Origin of the sequence: Cryobacterium sp. (assembly GCF_026786305.1) — a bacterium.
GTDB lineage: Bacteria > Actinomycetota > Actinomycetes > Actinomycetales > Microbacteriaceae > Cryobacterium.
Genome location: NZ_JAJAYI010000086.1, coordinates 34,639 through 50,469 on the forward strand (window position 1 = coordinate 34,639; position 15,831 = coordinate 50,469).

Genomic DNA, 15,831 nt, shown 5'->3' on the forward strand with positions numbered 1-15,831 from the left:
AGCCAACGTGCCGCACGCACGTCGGCTCGACTGGCGGGGGAGTGCTAGGGTAAGGGTGCACCCGATAGCAACCGCCCACGGCGACACCCTCTCCGGTGCATTCCCTTTACCTCACTGCTATTGCGATTTCGTGCGTAGCTGTGCGTGTTTACACCAATCCCCTCCATTTGTCGGATTGGATCACCCGCAGCGCATTCGTCGCTGCACACATCTCTCCTGGCCTGAATTTTCGTTCGGCAGGGGAAAGGAACCCCCTTCGTGACTGATGTCAACCTCCGCGCCGCTGGCTCGGACCTTCCTCGCCTGAGTGCCCTTCGCGTGTCCGAGCTTCAGGCTCTGGCCCTTGAACTGGGAATCTCCGGCGCTTCCAAACTTCGTAAAGGAGAACTCGTGGACGCGATCACCACGGCTCGGTCCGGCACCGATCAGGCCAGTGCCGCTGCTCCGGTCGAGGCTGCTCCGGTCGAGGCTGCACCGGTCGAGGCTGCACCGGTCGAGGCTGCACCGATGGATAGCCTCGCCGAGGCGATCGATACCGCCCCGCGCAAGCGTGCACCGCGTCGTGCCAGCACCAACACCGCCGCTCCCGCCAAGTCCCACGTCAATGCCGACGCCAGCACCGGATTCGGCATCATCCTGCCCGACGCACCGGCCGCCGGCTCTCGTATCGCGCGCAACGCCCGCAATGTCGTGGCGGCACCAGTGGATGGCGCGGCATCCGCTTCAGAGAGCTCCGCACCCGATACCGACAAGCCGGTTCGCCAGGCGCGCAAGCGCGTGCAGGTCGCACCCGTGCACCTCGATGACGCCGCCGCAGTGGTTGCCGACTCCGCCGATGCTCCTGCTGAGACCCTCGCCGACTCACCGGCTCCGGACGCACCGGCCCCTCGCCGCGCGTCCCGTCGCGCTTCGTCGCAGCGCACCGCCGCTGTGACTCCCTCCGAGTCGCCCGCAGGGTTTGACGGAGTGGCTGTCGAGGTTGCAGCCACCGACGCGCTCGAGGTGTCGACCGACGCACCAGCTGATGCACAGGTCGAATCAACCGACGAGTCGATCGACACAGCGGCCCCCCGCCAGGGCCGCAGCCGCAGCCGCAGCCGCGGGGGCGCTGACCGCGCGCAGGCTGCTGACCGCAACCAGGGTGAGAACGCCCCGGCCACCGATCGCCAAAACAGCCAGAACAGCCAGAACAGTCAGAACAGTCAGAACAGCCAGAACAACCAGAACGACCGCGGTCAGAACGACCGTAACCAGAACGGCACCAACGACGAGGGCATGACGCGGGCGCAGAGCCAGCGTCAGGCTCGCAACGAGCGCAACCAGGAGCGCAATCAGGAGCGTGCCCAAGCGCAGGCCGACCGCAACCAGGGCCAGAACGACCGGGGCCAGGACCGGAACCAGGACCGTAATCAGGGTCAGAACGACCGTGGCCAGGACCGGAACCAGCTCGACGACGACCTGAACGGCCGCGGCAACCGCAACCGGTACCGTGACCGCAAGCGTCGCGGCCCGAACCAGGGCGATGACTTCGAACCCGAGGTCAACGACGACGACGTTCTCATTCCCGTCGCGGGCATCCTCGACGTGCTCGACAACTACGCCTTCGTCCGCACCTCCGGCTACTTGCCCGGTGCGAGCGACGTCTACGTCTCGCTGGGCCAGGTCAAGAAGTACAACCTGCGCAAGGGTGACGCCGTCGTCGGCTCCATTCGCCAGCCGCACGAGGGCGACCAGTCCGGGCGTCAGAAGTACAACGCCATCGTCAAGGTTGACTCGATCAACGGGCAGACCGTTGAGGAGGCCGCGACCCGCGTCGACTTCCACAAGCTCACGCCGTTGTACCCGACGGAACGCCTGCGCCTCGAAACCGAGCCCGGAAAGCTCACCCAGCGCATAATCGACCTTGTCGCCCCGATCGGCAAGGGGCAGCGCGGTCTGATCGTCGCACCCCCCAAGGCCGGCAAGACCATCGTCATGCAGCAGATCGCGAACGCCATCGCCACCAACAACCCCGAGGTGCACCTCATGGTCGTCCTGGTCGATGAGCGACCCGAAGAGGTCACCGACATGCAGCGCACGGTGAAGGGTGAGGTCATCGCCTCCACCTTCGACCGTCCAGCCGAAGACCACACCACGGTCGCCGAGCTCGCCATCGAGCGCGCCAAGCGTCTGGTCGAACTGGGCCACGACGTCGTCGTACTGCTCGACTCGATCACCCGCCTGGGCCGTGCCTACAACTTGGTGGCACCTGCCTCCGGTCGTATCCTCTCGGGCGGCGTCGACGCATCCGCTCTGTATCCGCCAAAGCGTTTCTTCGGTGCGGCTCGCAACATCGAGAACGGTGGCTCGCTCACCATCCTCGCCTCCGCGCTCGTGGAGACCGGCTCCAAAATGGACGAGGTCATCTTCGAGGAGTTCAAGGGCACCGGCAACATGGAACTGCGGCTGTCACGCCAGCTGGCCGACAAGCGCATCTTCCCCGCCGTTGACGTGAACGCATCGGGTACCCGGCGCGAAGAAATGCTGATGAGCGCCGATGAAGTCAAGGTCACCTGGAAGCTGCGTCGCGCCCTCGCCGGGCTTGAGCAGCAGCAGGCGCTCGAACTCATCCTCGGCCGTCTCAAGGAGACCTCCTCGAACGTAGAATTCCTCATGCAGGTTCAGAAGTCGATGCCGACCCTGAACGGGTCAGACAAGGACAAATAATGTTCGAATCCGTCCTCACGCTGCTGGCCGAGCACGACGACCTGCAGTCACAGTTGGCGGATCCGGAGCTGCACGCGAATCCGGCCCGTTCGAAGAAGGTCAACCGGCGCTACGCCGAGCTGAGCCGCATCATCGCGGCGTACCACGTGTGGAAAGAGGTCGACGATAATCTTGAAGCCGCTCGTGAACTCGCCGATGAAGATGCTGCCTTCGCCGAGGAGATCCCGGATCTCGTGGAACAGCAGGGCGTTGCGGCCGAGAAGCTGCGGCGCTTGCTGATTCCGCGCGACGAACTCGACGCCCGTGACGTCATCATGGAAATCAAGATGGGGGAGGGCGGTGCCGAATCGGCACTGTTCGCCGCTGATCTCCTGCGCATGTACCTGCACTACGCCGAGTCGAATCGCTGGAAGACCGAGATCATCGAGCAGACCTCGAGCGATCTCGGCGGAATCAAGGATATCCAGCTCGCGATCAAGGGATCGTCGAGCGACCCGGCCGAGGGCGTGTGGGCCCACCTGAAATACGAGGGCGGCGTGCACCGCGTACAGCGTGTTCCGGCGACCGAGTCGCAGGGACGCATTCACACCTCCGCAGCCGGCGTGCTCGTCTTCCCGGAGGTCGACGAACCCGAAGAGGTCGAGTTGCACCCGAACGACCTCAAAATCGATGTCTACCGGTCGAGCGGCCCGGGCGGCCAATCGGTCAACACGACCGACTCGGCTGTACGCATCACCCATCTTCCGACCGGAATCGTGGTCGCGATGCAGAACGAGAAGTCCCAGCTGCAGAACAAGGAAGCGGGCATGCGTGTGCTGCGTGCCCGGGTTCTGGCCCGCCAGCAGGAAGAGATCGACGCGGCGGCGAGCCTGGTGCGCAAGGGGCAGATCCGTACGATGGATCGCTCAGAACGCATCCGCACGTACAATTTTCCGGAGAACCGCATCGCCGATCACCGCACCGGCTACAAGGCGTACAACCTGGACGCCGTGATGAACGGAGCTCTCGGCCCCGTCATCGACTCCTGCATCCACGCCGATGAGGAAACCCGTCTGGCCGAGCTCGGCGACCCCGAGTAGCCGGCGAATTGGGTCAGAGGTAGTATTCGGGTTCGACGGTGCCTCCCCGGGCCGACTCCACCGTCGCGGGGGTTTGCGGGCGAATCGTCGCCGGTACGCCCACCAGCAGCGACCGCGGCGGGGCGTCCTTGGTCACGACCGCGTTCGAGCCGATCGTGCTCCACGCCCCGATCGTGATCGGGCCGAGCACCTTGGCTCCCGCACCCACCGTGACGCCATCGTCGAGAAACGGATGCCTCCGCACCCCACGCGCATGCCCGTGACGGCTCTTACCACCCAGCGTCACCCCGTGGTAGAGCATCACGTCCTTACCGAGCACGGCCGTTTCACCGATCACGACACCCATGCCGTGGTCGATGAACAGGCGGCGCCCGATCGTTGCGCCCGGATGAATCTCAATTCCGGTCAGAAACCGGGTCACCTGCGATACCAGGCGGGCTGGCAGGTGCTGCCCGGCCCGCCAGAGTCGATTCGCAACCCGATACGACCAGACTGCGTGCAGCCCGCTGTAGGCGAGAAAGACCTCGATGTTGCTCCGCGCAGCGGGGTCGTGGGCGCGCGCGGCCGCAATGTCTTCACGGATGCGTGAAAAAGGATTCATGTAGGCAGAGACAGCATTCTCGTAGTCCCGCAGGTCTTAGTCCAGCAGGTCTTCGTACAGCACGGTCGAAATGTACCGCTCGCCGAAGCCGGGAATGATGACGACGATGGTCTTGCCAGCGTTCTCGGGCAGTTTTGCCTGCTCGAGCGCGGCCCAGACGGCGGCGCCGCAGGAGATGCCGCCGAGGATGCCTTCCTCGGTGCCGAGTGCGCGTGCCGTGGCGAGGGAGTCGGCCAGCGTCACATCGGTGATCGAGTCGTAGACCTTGCGGTCCAGGACTTCCGGCACGAAGTTTGCGCCCAGACCCTGAATCTTGTGCGGACCGGGGGTACCGCCGGTCAGGATGGGGGAGTCGATGGGCTCAACACCGACGACCTTGAGGCCCGGCTTTTGCTCCTTGAGGTAGCCGCCGGCTCCGGAGATGGTGCCGCCGGTGCCGATGCCCGCGACAAGAATGTCAACGGCACCCTCGGTGTCATTCCAGATCTCCACGCCGGTAGTCGCGCGGTGGATGGCCGGGTTGGCCGGATTCGTGAACTGGCTGGCGAGTATGGCGCCCGGCGTGTTCGCGACGATCTCGGCGGCCTTTTCGACCGCGCCGCGCATGCCATCGGCTCCCGCGGTGAGCTCGATTTTGGCGCCGTAGGCGCGCATCATGACGCGGCGTTCCTTGCTCATGGTTTCGGGCATCGCCAGAATGACCGTGTAGCCGCGGGCGGCACCGACCATGGCGAGGGCGATGCCCGTGTTGCCGCTGGTCGCTTCGACGATGGTGCCGCCGGGCCCCAGCGAACCGTCCTTCTCGGCCGCATTGATCATCGCAACACCGATGCGGTCCTTCACGCTGCTGGAAGGATTATAGAACTCGAGCTTGGCGAGTACGGTCGCGCCGAGGCCTGTGGTCAAACGGTTCAGTTTGACGAGGGGGGTCCCACCAACGGCTTCGGTGATATCGGAATAGATCTTTGGCACGAGGGCAACTTTCGTTCGGTGGAAAAGGCCGAGTCCAGCCTATGTCCCCCGGCTGAATAGCGGTCGGTGAGTTACATTTCAGTACGTGCCTTCTTCAGATTCTGCCCTACCCCCCACCCTGCGCTCCTTACGAAACCGAGCGATCAGCCTGCTCACCGCGGCCGGCATCTCCGACCCCGAGGTCGATGCCGACCTGTTGATCGGCCACGTACTCGGGCAGAGCCGCGGCGAGGTGCAGGCCGGCAGCTTCCTGAATCGGACCATCAGCCACGCGGATGCCGCCACCATCGACACCCTGCTTGCCCGCCGCAGCACACGCGAACCCCTCCAGCACATCACCGGCCGCGCCCCGTTCCGCTCCCTCGCCCTGAACGTGGGGCCGGGGGTGTTCGTGCCGCGCCCCGAAACCGAGCAGGTCGCCCAGTTCGCCATCGACGCGCTGCGCTCCATGCCCGATCCAGAGCCGATCGGCGTCGACCTCGGCACCGGAAGCGGCGCAATCGCCCTGGTCCTGGCCACCGAGGTGCCGCACGCGCGCATTTTCGCGATTGAAAACTCGCCGGAGGCCTTCCCCTGGACCACTCGTAACTTCGAGGAGATCGGAGCGCGTAACGCCACCCTCGTCTTCGGCGACCTCGCCGACGCGTTCGTCGAACTCGACGGTACGGTCGCCGTCGTCATCTCGAATCCGCCCTACATTCCCGCGGATGCGATTCCCCGCGACCCCGAGGTGCGCCTGTTTGATCCCGCCCACGCCCTGTTCGGCGGTGTCGACGGCCTCGACGTGGTACGCAGCGTATCGGCAACCGGCCTGCGCCTGCTGCGCCCCGGCGGTGTGCTCGTGATCGAGCACGGCGAACTGCAGGGCGCCGCGATACGGGAGTTGCTCACGAACGATGGCTGGCGTGCACCAGCCACCCACCGCGATTACACCAGCCGCGACCGGGCCACCACCGCGCTGCGCCCTTAAACCGCCCGCATCCGCTCTTCACAACCGCGCTGAGTTAGAATTACCGGAAATGACACGTATCTACGATTGCACGAGCGACTCGGAAACGAGCGAGTCTGACTACGCGGCGCACATCACACTGGCGCGCGCGGCCATCGGCCGCGGGGCGCTCGTGGTCATCCCCACCGATACGGTTTACGGTGTGGCCGCTGACGCGTTCAACGCCGAGGCGGTGCAGCTGCTCCTCGATGCGAAGGGCCGCAGCCGTCAGTCGCCGCCGCCCGTTCTCATTCCCAGCATTCCCACCCTCGACGCTCTCGCCGTCGACGTGCCGCAGCCGGTGCGCGACCTGGTCGCGGCGTTCTGGCCGGGTGGATTGACGATCATCGTCAATGCCCAGCCCTCGCTGGTCTGGGATCTGGGTGAAACCCGCGGCACCGTGGCGCTGCGCATGCCGAGCAACCAAATCGCGCTCGACCTGCTCGCCGAAACCGGCCCGCTCGCCGTATCGAGCGCCAACCTCAGCGGAATGCCCGCAACCCGTGACGCGCAATCCGCCGAAGCGGCGCTCGGCGAGAGCATCGACGTCTACCTCGACGGCGGCACGGCCGGCGGCACCTATGAAAGCGCGTTCGGCCAATCGGGAGACGGCTCGTCGACGATTGTTGACGCCACCGGGTTCGAAACCAACGGCGGTTTCCTCCATATCGTACGCAGCGGCGTCATCTCCCGAGACGCACTCCTGGCCGTCGTGGGCGACGTGCTGGCGGCCGCACCGGCTATTCCCGGAACACCGGCAGAACCGGTTGATGCGGATGCGACACCCACCATCGCCGCACCGTCCCAAGACGAATCTCAGGGCGAAACGGATGCCAGCCGGTAGACCATGACCCTTTTCATTCTGCTCGCGTTCGTTTCGGCGATCGTCACGTTCGTGCTGTCGATCGTGGTCTACAAACTCAGCCACAAGTACCATCTGTACCCCAAGATTCGCGAACGTGACGTGCACACCCGCCCCACCCCGCGCCTCGGCGGCATCGCCATGTTCCTCGGCATCCTGGTTGCTTTCGGAATCGCCTATCTCCTCGCGGGGGCCTTTGCGCCGCTCCGACTCGTATTCGCCGATCCGCAGCAGATTCTCGCCATTCTCGGTGCGGCCCTGCTCATCGTGCTCGTCGGCGTCGCCGACGACATCTGGGACCTCGACTGGATGACGAAACTCGCCGGTCAGTTCATCGCCGCCGGGCTCGTCGCCTGGCAGGGCGTGCAAATCTACTCCCTGCCGATCGGGGGCTTGACGGTCGGTAGCGGCTGGATGTCGATTGTGTTCACGGTCGTCGCCATCGTTGTGGTCATGAACATGATCAACTTCATCGACGGCCTCGACGGCCTTGTCACCGGCGTGGCCCTCATTGCCAACGGTGTGTTCTTTCTCTACAGCTATCTGCTCGTGCGCGACACCTCGCCGACCAACTACTTCAACCTCGCGTCGCTCATCGCCGCCATTCTGGTCGGCGCCTGTGTGGGTTTCCTCCCATTGAACTGGCACCCGGCCAAACTGTTCATGGGCGATGCCGGAGCGCTTCTCGTCGGCCTGCTCATGGCCACGAGCGCCATCGCCATCACCGGGCAGATCGACCCGACCGCCATCAACCGCTCGCAACTCTTTCCCGCGTTCATCCCCATCCTGTTGCCGGTGGCGATCATGATCATTCCGCTGCTCGACTTCGGGCTGGCGGTGTTCCGGCGGGTGCGGGCCGGCAAATCGCCCTTCAGCGCCGACCGAAAACACCTGCACCACCGGCTGCTCGATATGGGGCACTCCCACCTGCATGCCGTACTGATCTTCTACGGGTGGACAGCCGCAGCCTCCGTTGGATGCCTGCTCTATTACATCCTGCCGGTCTACTTCGCCCTGCCGACCTGGTACGCGACCATCTTCCTGGTGACGTCGCTGCTCACCTGCACCATCGTCACGCTCGCCCCACTCGGCCGCCGCAAGACCGGTGAATGGGTCAGTCAGTCGGCACCCGCACAAATCGCTGTGCTCGACCAGTACGACCCGCTCGACGAGGCCGCCATGCCAACACGATCAGTTCCAGCACCGTCAGTCACCACAACGACACGAGCGACCGTACCCGCTGCGGCGCCTGCCGAGGAGAACGCATGACCAGCGCCACCCCACCAGCCCAGCCGACGTCGATCCCCGTGCTGCGTCGCATCCTCGTCTACGGGGCGTACGTCGCCCTCGCCATCGCCGTGGTCGGTTGCGTCGTCGGCTACCTCGTCGACGGCGGCACCGGTGTGCTCAGCGCCCTGATCGGAACGGTCATGTCCGTCGCCTTCATGGGCATCACGGCCGGCAGCATTCTGCTCGCCAATCGTATCGCCGGAAACGAGTCCGCCATTGGCGGCTTCTTCGGCATCATCATGGGTGGCTGGCTGCTCAAATTTGTTGTCTTCCTGGTGTTGCTCGTGGTGCTGCAGGATCGCTTGTGGATCCAGCCGATGGTGCTGTTCCTCTGCATTATTGCGGGCGTTGTGGGGTCCCTTGTCGTGGACGCTGTCGTCGTGATGAAGAGCCGAATGCCCTACGCCAGCGACGTCACGTTGCCCACAGCCCCAGTGGACGAGTAACCCTTCTACTCATCCGCCCACGGATCCCGGTCTCGATTCGGCTCAGCGCCTGATCTTTGCTAGAGTAAAAAACGATCCCACCCCGGTTTGCACATGCTTTACAGCGTCGTAAACCCGCCCATATTCGTCGTTGCGCGAGCAGAGCTCACCGCCCCGAAACAGGAGAAAGCGCTGCTAGAAATCGCCGTAAACCTGATGGTCCCGTCTGCCACCGGCGACGGTGAATTCAACGGTCCCTCCATCAATGAGTTCTTCCCCGATGTCATTTTCTTCGAGGGTACCAACTTCGAGATCAACCGCATTATTCTGATTCGCTTTCTTGCGGTCGCGGTCCTGATGCTCGTCTTCTGGCTCGGCACCCGTCGCATGAAGATCATTCCGACCCGCGGCCAGAGCCTGGCCGAAATGGGACTCGACTTCGTTCGCGTCAATATCGCCGAAGACCTGCTCGGCAAGAAAGATGGCAGGCGGTTTCTGCCGCTTCTGACGACCATCTTTTTCATGGTGCTGTTCATGAACATCACGGGAATCATCCCGTTCCTCAATATTGCCGGCACCTCGGTGATCGGGGTTCCGCTGCTACTCGGTGTTATTTCCTACGGAACCTTCATTTACGCCGGCGTGAAGAAGAGCCCGGTTAAATTCTTCCGCAACTCGCTCTTCCCTCCCGGAGTTCCGCCGTTCCTGTACATCATCGTCACGCCGATCGAATTCATCTCGACGTTCCTGGTGCGCCCGGTCACCCTCACGCTTCGACTCATGATGAACATGATCGTCGGGCACCTTCTGCTCGTGCTGTTCTTCAGCGCCACCCAGTTCTTCTTCTTCACTGCGGATGGCGGGTTCAAGCTCTTCGGCGCTGGCACCCTCGTCTTCGGCTTCGCCTTCACGCTCTTCGAAGTGCTGATTGCCGTTCTCCAGGCTTACATTTTTGCCCTACTCACCGCCGTCTACATCCAGCTCGCGCTGGCTGAGGAACACTAGACACTTTAGGAATCCGGCACTCGCCGCATTCACCATCACGGAAGGAAACATACGTGGACGCAACAACCGTTCTCGCGGAAATCAACGGAAACATCGCGACCGTCGGTTATGGCCTCGCAGCCATCGGCCCGGCAATCGGTGTGGGTATCGTCGTTGGCAAGACCATCGAAGGTGTCGCACGTCAGCCTGAGCTGGCCGGCCGCCTGCAGGTGCTGATGTACATCGGTATCGCCTTCACCGAGGCGCTCGCCTTCATCGGCATCGCCACCTACTTCATCTTCACGAACTAGTCCTCTTCACTACTCAGTTAGGAGGCATGATGCTTCACGCAGTAATTGCAGCCGCGACGGAAGAAGCGACGAAAAACCCGCTCATCCCAGAGGTTTACGACATCATCTGGTCGGCGGTCTGCTTTGTCGTGATTTTGTTCTTCTTCTGGAAGCTCGTGCTCCCCAGAATGCAGAAGCTCCTTGACGACCGTGCAGAAGCCATCGAGGGCAACATCGCCAAGGCCGACGAGGCCCAGCGCAAGGCCGAAGCTGCACTCGTGCAGTACACGGCCCAGCTCGCTGATGCTCGCGCTGAAGCCGGTCAGATTCGTGACCAGGCCCGCACCGACGGCCAGCGCATCGTCGCTGAGCACAAGGAGCAGGCTGCGGCCGAAGCCGGTCGCATCGCGGCCAGTGCCAAGACGCAGATCGAAGCCGAACGTCAGGCCGCCGTCGTGTCACTCCGGAGCGAAGTGGGCGCCCTCGCCATTGACCTCGCCTCGGGTGTCATCGGTGAAAGTCTGTCCGACGACGCGAAAGCCAGCGCCATTGTCGATCGTTTCCTGGCGGAACTCGAAGCCAGCGAAGTACCGTCTCACGCAGCAGCTCCATCAGCAGGAAAGATCTAACAAATGGGAAGCGCCACCAGAGAAGCACTCGCCACATCGAGGGCGGCACTGTCCGTACCCGGCGGTACGACTGATCTGGCGACCGGCGAAAGCCTCTTCGGCGCCGGTCGAGTGATCGGGTCGACGTCTCAGCTATTGTCGGCACTCGGCGATGCATCAGCGGAGTCGTCCGCCAAGGTCACCCTCGTTCGTGCCGTATTCGGCTCGAACGTGACGCCTCGGGCGCTTGACCTGCTCGCAGCCGCCGTGTCGGAACGCTGGTCCAGCCACGACGACCTGCTCGCCGGAATCGAAGAACTGGGCCTGCGGGCATCCGCTCTGTCGGCACCGGCCGGCACGTCGATTGAGGGCGAACTCTTCGCCTTCGGCAAGACGGTGTCCTCGGACGCTGAGCTGGAGCTGGCCCTGGCCAGCAAGCTCGGCAAGGTCGACGCCAAGGCAGCCCTCGTGCAGAAGCTTCTGGCCGGCAAAGTATCCGGTCAGACGCTGGCGATTGTTCGGCATCTGGTGCAGCAGCCTCGCGGCCGCCGCATCGGCGAACTGCTGCGGCACGCTGCATCCGTTGTCGCCGACCAATCGGGTACGTCGATTGCCACCATCACTTCGGCGAGCGTACTCACGCCCGCCCAGCTCGCCCGCTTGCAGACGACCCTCCAGGAACGCCACGGACGTGCACTCACCATCAACCAGGTCGTAGACCCGGCACTGGTCGGCGGAGTTCGCGTACAAATTGGCGATCTGGTCATCGACGGCAGCATCGCAACCCGCCTTGCAGATTTGAGACTCCAGCTCGCCAGCTGATTTCTTCGGCAGCACCACAAACCCCAGCAGTACCAGATGACTCAGGGCGGCAGCGTCCTCGAACAGACAGAACCTGTACAGCCGTACAGAAAAGGGAAGATGATGGCAGAACTAACGATCAGCCCCGATGAGATCCGTGGCGCTCTCCAGGACTTCGTGAAGTCCTACGAGCCGAACAAGACATCAACGACCGAGGTCGGCTACGTCACCACGGCCGGCGACGGTATCGCCCACGTTGAGGGCTTGCCCGGCGTGATGGCCAACGAACTCATCAAATTTGCCGACGGCACCCTGGGCCTCGCCCAGAACCTCGACGAAGACGAGATCGGCGTCGTTGTGCTCGGCGAGTTCGCCAGCATCGTTGAAGGCATGGAGGTGCACCGCACTGGCGAGGTCCTCTCCGTTCCCGTCGGCGACGGCTACCTCGGCCGCGTCGTTGACCCGCTCGGTGCTCCGATTGACGGACTGGGCGACATTGCGACCGAAGGTCGTCGTGCCCTCGAACTGCAGGCTCCCGGTGTTATGCACCGCAAGAGCGTGCACGAGCCGATGCAGACCGGCATCAAGGCCATTGACGCCATGATCCCGATCGGCCGTGGCCAGCGTCAACTCATCATTGGTGACCGCCAGACTGGCAAGACCGCGATCGCGATCGATACCATCATCAACCAGAAGGCGAACTGGGAGTCGGGCGACAGCAACAAGCAGGTTCGTTGCATCTACGTCGCTATCGGCCAAAAGGGCTCCACCATTGCTTCGGTCAAGGGAGCGCTCGAGGATGCCGGAGCGATGGAGTACACCACCATCGTCGCCGCTCCTGCCTCGGACCCCGCCGGCTTCAAATACCTCGCCCCGTACACGGGTTCGGCCATCGGCCAGCACTGGATGTACGCCGGCAAGCATGTTCTCATCGTCTTCGATGACCTCTCCAAGCAGGCTGAGGCCTACCGTGCAGTATCCCTGCTGCTTCGTCGCCCACCGGGACGCGAAGCGTACCCCGGAGACGTCTTCTACCTGCACTCCCGTCTGCTCGAGCGTTGTGCCAAGCTCTCGGACGAGCTCGGTGCCGGATCGATGACCGGCCTTCCGATCATCGAGACCAAGGCCAACGACGTTGCCGCCTACATTCCGACCAACGTGATCTCGATCACCGACGGCCAGATCTTTCTACAATCCGACCTGTTCAACGCCAACCAGCGTCCCGCTGTTGATGTGGGTATCTCGGTCTCCCGTGTCGGTGGCGATGCGCAGGTCAAGTCGATCAAGAAGGTCTCCGGCACGCTCAAGCTCGAGCTGGCCCAGTACCGTTCGCTCGAAGCCTTCGCGATGTTCGCCTCTGACCTCGACGCGGCCAGCCGTCGTCAGCTCGCCCGTGGCGCCCGCCTGACCGAGCTGCTGCGTCAGCCGCAGTACTCGCCGTACCCCGTTGAGGACCAGGTCGTATCGATCTGGTCCGGCATCAACGGCAAGCTCGACGAGGTTCCGGTTCCCGACGTATTGCGGTTCGAGCGCGAACTGCTCGACTTCCTCGGTCGCAACACCGAGATCCTGAAAAACCTGCGCGAGACCAACGTTCTCTCCGATGAGACCGTTGCCGCTCTGACCGCCGGAGTCGATAAGTTCAAGCTCGAATTCCAGACCGGTGAGGGCAAGCCGCTCGCCTCGGTTGGTAAGGAAAAGTTTGAGGCGATTGCCGCCGAAGACGTCAACCAGGAAAAGATCGTCAAGCACCGCCGCTAGTCCTCGCCGATTCTGACGACACAGTACGACCGACGACAACACTGAAAGACAAGGAAGCAGAAACATGGGAGCGCAACTTCGGGTCTACCGGCAGAAGATCAAGTCTGCCCAGACGACCAAGAAGATCACTCGGGCCATGGAGCTGATCTCCGCCTCGCGCATTCAGAAAGCTCAGGCGCGAGTCGCTGCGTCAACCCCGTATTCGCGCGCGGTGACGCGCGCCGTTTCAGCGGTGGCCACGTACTCAAACGTCGATCACGTGCTCACCACGGAGCCCGAGAAGATCGAGCGCGCAGCGGTCGTCATCTTCGCTTCCGACCGCGGCTTGGCTGGCGCGTTCAGCTCGCAGGTTCTGCGGGAGGCGGAGTCGCTCAGCGAGTTGCTCCGCGGCCAGGGCAAGGACATCGTCTACTTCCTGGTGGGCCGGAAGGCCATCGCCTACTTCAGTTTTCGTAACCGCACGTCGGAGCGAGTCTGGACCGGCGGAACCGATCAGCCGCAGTTTGAGACGGCCAAGGAGATCGGAGAGGCCCTGCTGGAGTCCTTCCTCACGGACTACTCCGATGGTGGCGTCGACGAGATCCACATCGTCTACAACCGCTTCGTCAGCATGGTCACCCAGGTGCCCGAGGTTGTTCGGCTGCTTCCCCTCGAGGTCGTTGAGGGTGTGGAAGAACCCGGCGATAACACGGTTCTCCCGCTCTACGAGTTCGAGCCCGACGTTGAAACGGTTCTGGACAGCCTCCTCCCGGTGTACATCGAGAGTCGTCTGTTCAACGCCATGCTGCAGTCGGCTGCGTCTGAGCATGCAAGCCGCCAGAAGGCAATGAAGTCGGCAAGCGATAATGCCGACAAGCTGATCACGGACTACACGCGCCTGTCGAACAACGCGCGTCAGTCTGAGATCACCCAGCAGATTTCCGAGATCGTGGGTGGAGCCGACGCGCTCTCATCCGCTAAGAAGTAGTTCACATGTCCCATGGGCAGAGAAGAGAGAGCAATGACTGACACCGCAATTGCGCCAGTCCGGGCGGAGGACACGGCCGGCTCTGTTGGCCGCATCGCGCGCGTCACGGGCCCCGTTGTCGACATCGAGTTTCCGCATGACTCGATCCCCGGCATCTACAACGCCCTGAAGACCACGATCACCATCGGTGACGACTCGAACGAGATCACGCTGGAGGTTGCACTGCACCTCGGTGACGACCTCGTTCGCGCCATCGCGCTCAACCCGACCGACGGACTCGTCCGCGGCCAGGAAGTGCGCGACACCGGCAGCCCCATCACGGTTCCGGTCGGAAACGTCACCAAGGGCAAGGTTTTCAACGTCATCGGTGATGTGCTCAACGCCAAGCCCGGTGAGAAGATTGAGATCACCGAGCGCTGGCCCATCCACCGCAAGCCGCCGGCCTTCGACCAGCTCGAGTCCAAGACCCAGCTGTTCGAAACTGGAATCAAGGTCATCGACCTTCTCACGCCGTATGTTCTCGGTGGAAAGATCGGCCTCTTCGGTGGTGCGGGAGTCGGTAAGACCGTCCTCATCCAGGAAATGATCCAGCGCGTTGCGCAGGACCACGGTGGAGTATCAGTGTTCGCCGGCGTCGGTGAGCGTACCCGTGAGGGCAACGACCTCATCGCCGAGATGGAGGAAGCCGGCGTCTTCGATAAGACCGCGCTAGTCTTCGGCCAGATGGACGAGCCGCCGGGAACTCGTCTGCGCGTCGCGCTCAGCGCCCTGACCATGGCTGAGTATTTCCGCGACGTCGAGAAGCAAGACGTCTTGCTCTTCATCGACAACATCTTCCGCTTCACCCAGGCCGGTTCGGAGGTGTCGACCCTGCTGGGCCGCATGCCTTCTGCGGTGGGCTACCAGCCCAACCTGGCCGACGAGATGGGAATCCTGCAGGAGCGCATCACGTCGACCCGTGGACACTCGATCACCTCCCTGCAGGCGATCTACGTGCCCGCCGACGACTACACCGACCCCGCACCGGCGACCACTTTCGCCCACCTGGACGCCACGACCGAGCTGTCGCGTGAAATCGCGTCCAAGGGCCTGTACCCGGCCGTTGATCCGCTCACCTCGACCAGCCGCATCCTCGACCCCCGCTACCTGGGTGCCGATCACTACAACACGGCTGTGCGCGTCAAGGCTATCCTGCAGAAGAACAAGGAACTCCAGGAGATCATCGCGATCCTGGGCGTTGACGAGCTCTCTGAAGAAGACAAGGTCACGGTGTCCCGTGCCCGCCGCATTCAGCAGTTCCTCTCCCAGAACACCTACATGGCGAAGAAGTTCACCGGTGTCGAAGGTTCCACTGTTCCGCTCAAGGACACCATCGAGTCGTTCACGGCAATCGCCAATGGTGACTTCGACCACGTGGCCGAGCAGGCCTTCTTCAACGTCGGTGGCATCAACGACGTCGAAGAGAAGTGGGCCCAGATCCAGAAGGAGAACGACTAA

The 15,831-nt window shown here is 63.2% G+C and carries 15 protein-coding genes; 13 read left to right on the top strand and 2 right to left on the bottom strand.

The window, feature by feature from the left end:
• Positions 1-258 precede the first annotated feature (258 nt).
• Both rho and prfA read left to right on the top strand, forming a co-directional pair.
• Positions 259-2,706 (top strand): transcription termination factor Rho, encoded by a 2,448-nt coding sequence (rho, locus tag LH475_RS10955; RefSeq protein ID WP_196845121.1) that lies wholly within the window; start codon positions 259-261, stop codon positions 2,704-2,706.
• Positions 2,706-3,785: a peptide chain release factor 1 gene (gene prfA / locus LH475_RS10960; protein ID WP_196845122.1), complete on the top strand. Its 1,080-nt coding sequence runs from the start codon at positions 2,706-2,708 to the stop codon at positions 3,783-3,785. Before rho ends, prfA begins: the two co-directional genes overlap by 1 nt.
• A 13-nt stretch (positions 3,786-3,798) precedes the next feature.
• Here the strand turns inward: prfA and epsC are convergent, their stop codons facing one another.
• Both epsC and cysK read right to left on the bottom strand, forming a co-directional pair.
• Positions 3,799-4,419, bottom strand: coding sequence for a serine O-acetyltransferase EpsC (gene epsC / locus LH475_RS10965; RefSeq protein WP_327012198.1), 621 nt, complete (start codon positions 4,417-4,419; stop codon positions 3,799-3,801).
• Positions 4,420-4,422: 3 nt separating this feature from the next.
• Entirely contained in the window at positions 4,423-5,358 is a 936-nt protein-coding gene (cysK, locus tag LH475_RS10970; RefSeq protein ID WP_196845124.1) for a cysteine synthase A, read from the bottom strand.
• A gap of 118 nt (positions 5,359-5,476) precedes the next feature.
• Between cysK and prmC the strand changes: the two genes are divergently transcribed.
• The 11 genes from prmC to atpD all read left to right on the top strand — a co-directional run bounded on the left by prmC (position 5,477) and on the right by atpD (position 15,831).
• Complete coding sequence (prmC, locus tag LH475_RS10975; protein WP_297414065.1) at positions 5,477-6,328, top strand: peptide chain release factor N(5)-glutamine methyltransferase; 852 nt, start codon at positions 5,477-5,479, stop codon at positions 6,326-6,328.
• A gap of 49 nt (positions 6,329-6,377) precedes the next feature.
• Positions 6,378-7,190, top strand: a complete 813-nt coding sequence (locus tag LH475_RS10980) for an L-threonylcarbamoyladenylate synthase (protein ID WP_297414020.1) — start codon at positions 6,378-6,380, stop codon at positions 7,188-7,190.
• 3 nt (positions 7,191-7,193) lie between these two features.
• Positions 7,194-8,477, top strand: coding sequence for an MraY family glycosyltransferase (locus LH475_RS10985; RefSeq protein ID WP_196845127.1), 1,284 nt, complete (start codon positions 7,194-7,196; stop codon positions 8,475-8,477).
• On the top strand, positions 8,474-8,944 hold the full coding sequence (locus tag LH475_RS10990) for a hypothetical protein (RefSeq protein ID WP_196845128.1): 471 nt from the start codon (positions 8,474-8,476) through the stop codon (positions 8,942-8,944). Before LH475_RS10985 ends, LH475_RS10990 begins: the two co-directional genes overlap by 4 nt.
• A 195-nt stretch (positions 8,945-9,139) precedes the next feature.
• The gene (atpB, locus tag LH475_RS10995; protein ID WP_297414023.1) at positions 9,140-9,928 is read left to right on the top strand and encodes a F0F1 ATP synthase subunit A; all 789 of its coding nucleotides are present in this window, start codon (positions 9,140-9,142) and stop codon (positions 9,926-9,928) included.
• Positions 9,929-9,981: 53 nt separating this feature from the next.
• Complete coding sequence (gene atpE, locus LH475_RS11000) at positions 9,982-10,218, top strand: ATP synthase F0 subunit C (protein ID WP_079728361.1); 237 nt, start codon at positions 9,982-9,984, stop codon at positions 10,216-10,218.
• 29 nt (positions 10,219-10,247) lie between these two features.
• Positions 10,248-10,826, top strand: coding sequence for a F0F1 ATP synthase subunit B (locus tag LH475_RS11005; RefSeq protein WP_196845151.1), 579 nt, complete (start codon positions 10,248-10,250; stop codon positions 10,824-10,826).
• Between the two features lie 3 nt (positions 10,827-10,829).
• Positions 10,830-11,627 carry a F0F1 ATP synthase subunit delta gene (locus LH475_RS11010; protein WP_297414028.1) on the top strand — a complete coding sequence of 266 codons (798 nt, stop codon included), beginning with the start codon at positions 10,830-10,832 and terminating at the stop codon, positions 11,625-11,627.
• A 102-nt stretch (positions 11,628-11,729) separates the two neighbouring features.
• Positions 11,730-13,367, top strand: a complete 1,638-nt coding sequence (gene atpA, locus LH475_RS11015) for a F0F1 ATP synthase subunit alpha (RefSeq protein ID WP_196845152.1) — start codon at positions 11,730-11,732, stop codon at positions 13,365-13,367.
• A gap of 64 nt (positions 13,368-13,431) precedes the next feature.
• Positions 13,432-14,334: a F0F1 ATP synthase subunit gamma gene (locus LH475_RS11020; protein WP_196845131.1), complete on the top strand. Its 903-nt coding sequence runs from the start codon at positions 13,432-13,434 to the stop codon at positions 14,332-14,334.
• 33 nt (positions 14,335-14,367) lie between these two features.
• A complete protein-coding gene (atpD, locus tag LH475_RS11025) occupies positions 14,368-15,831 on the top strand; it encodes a F0F1 ATP synthase subunit beta (protein ID WP_196845132.1) in 1,464 nt (487 codons plus the stop codon).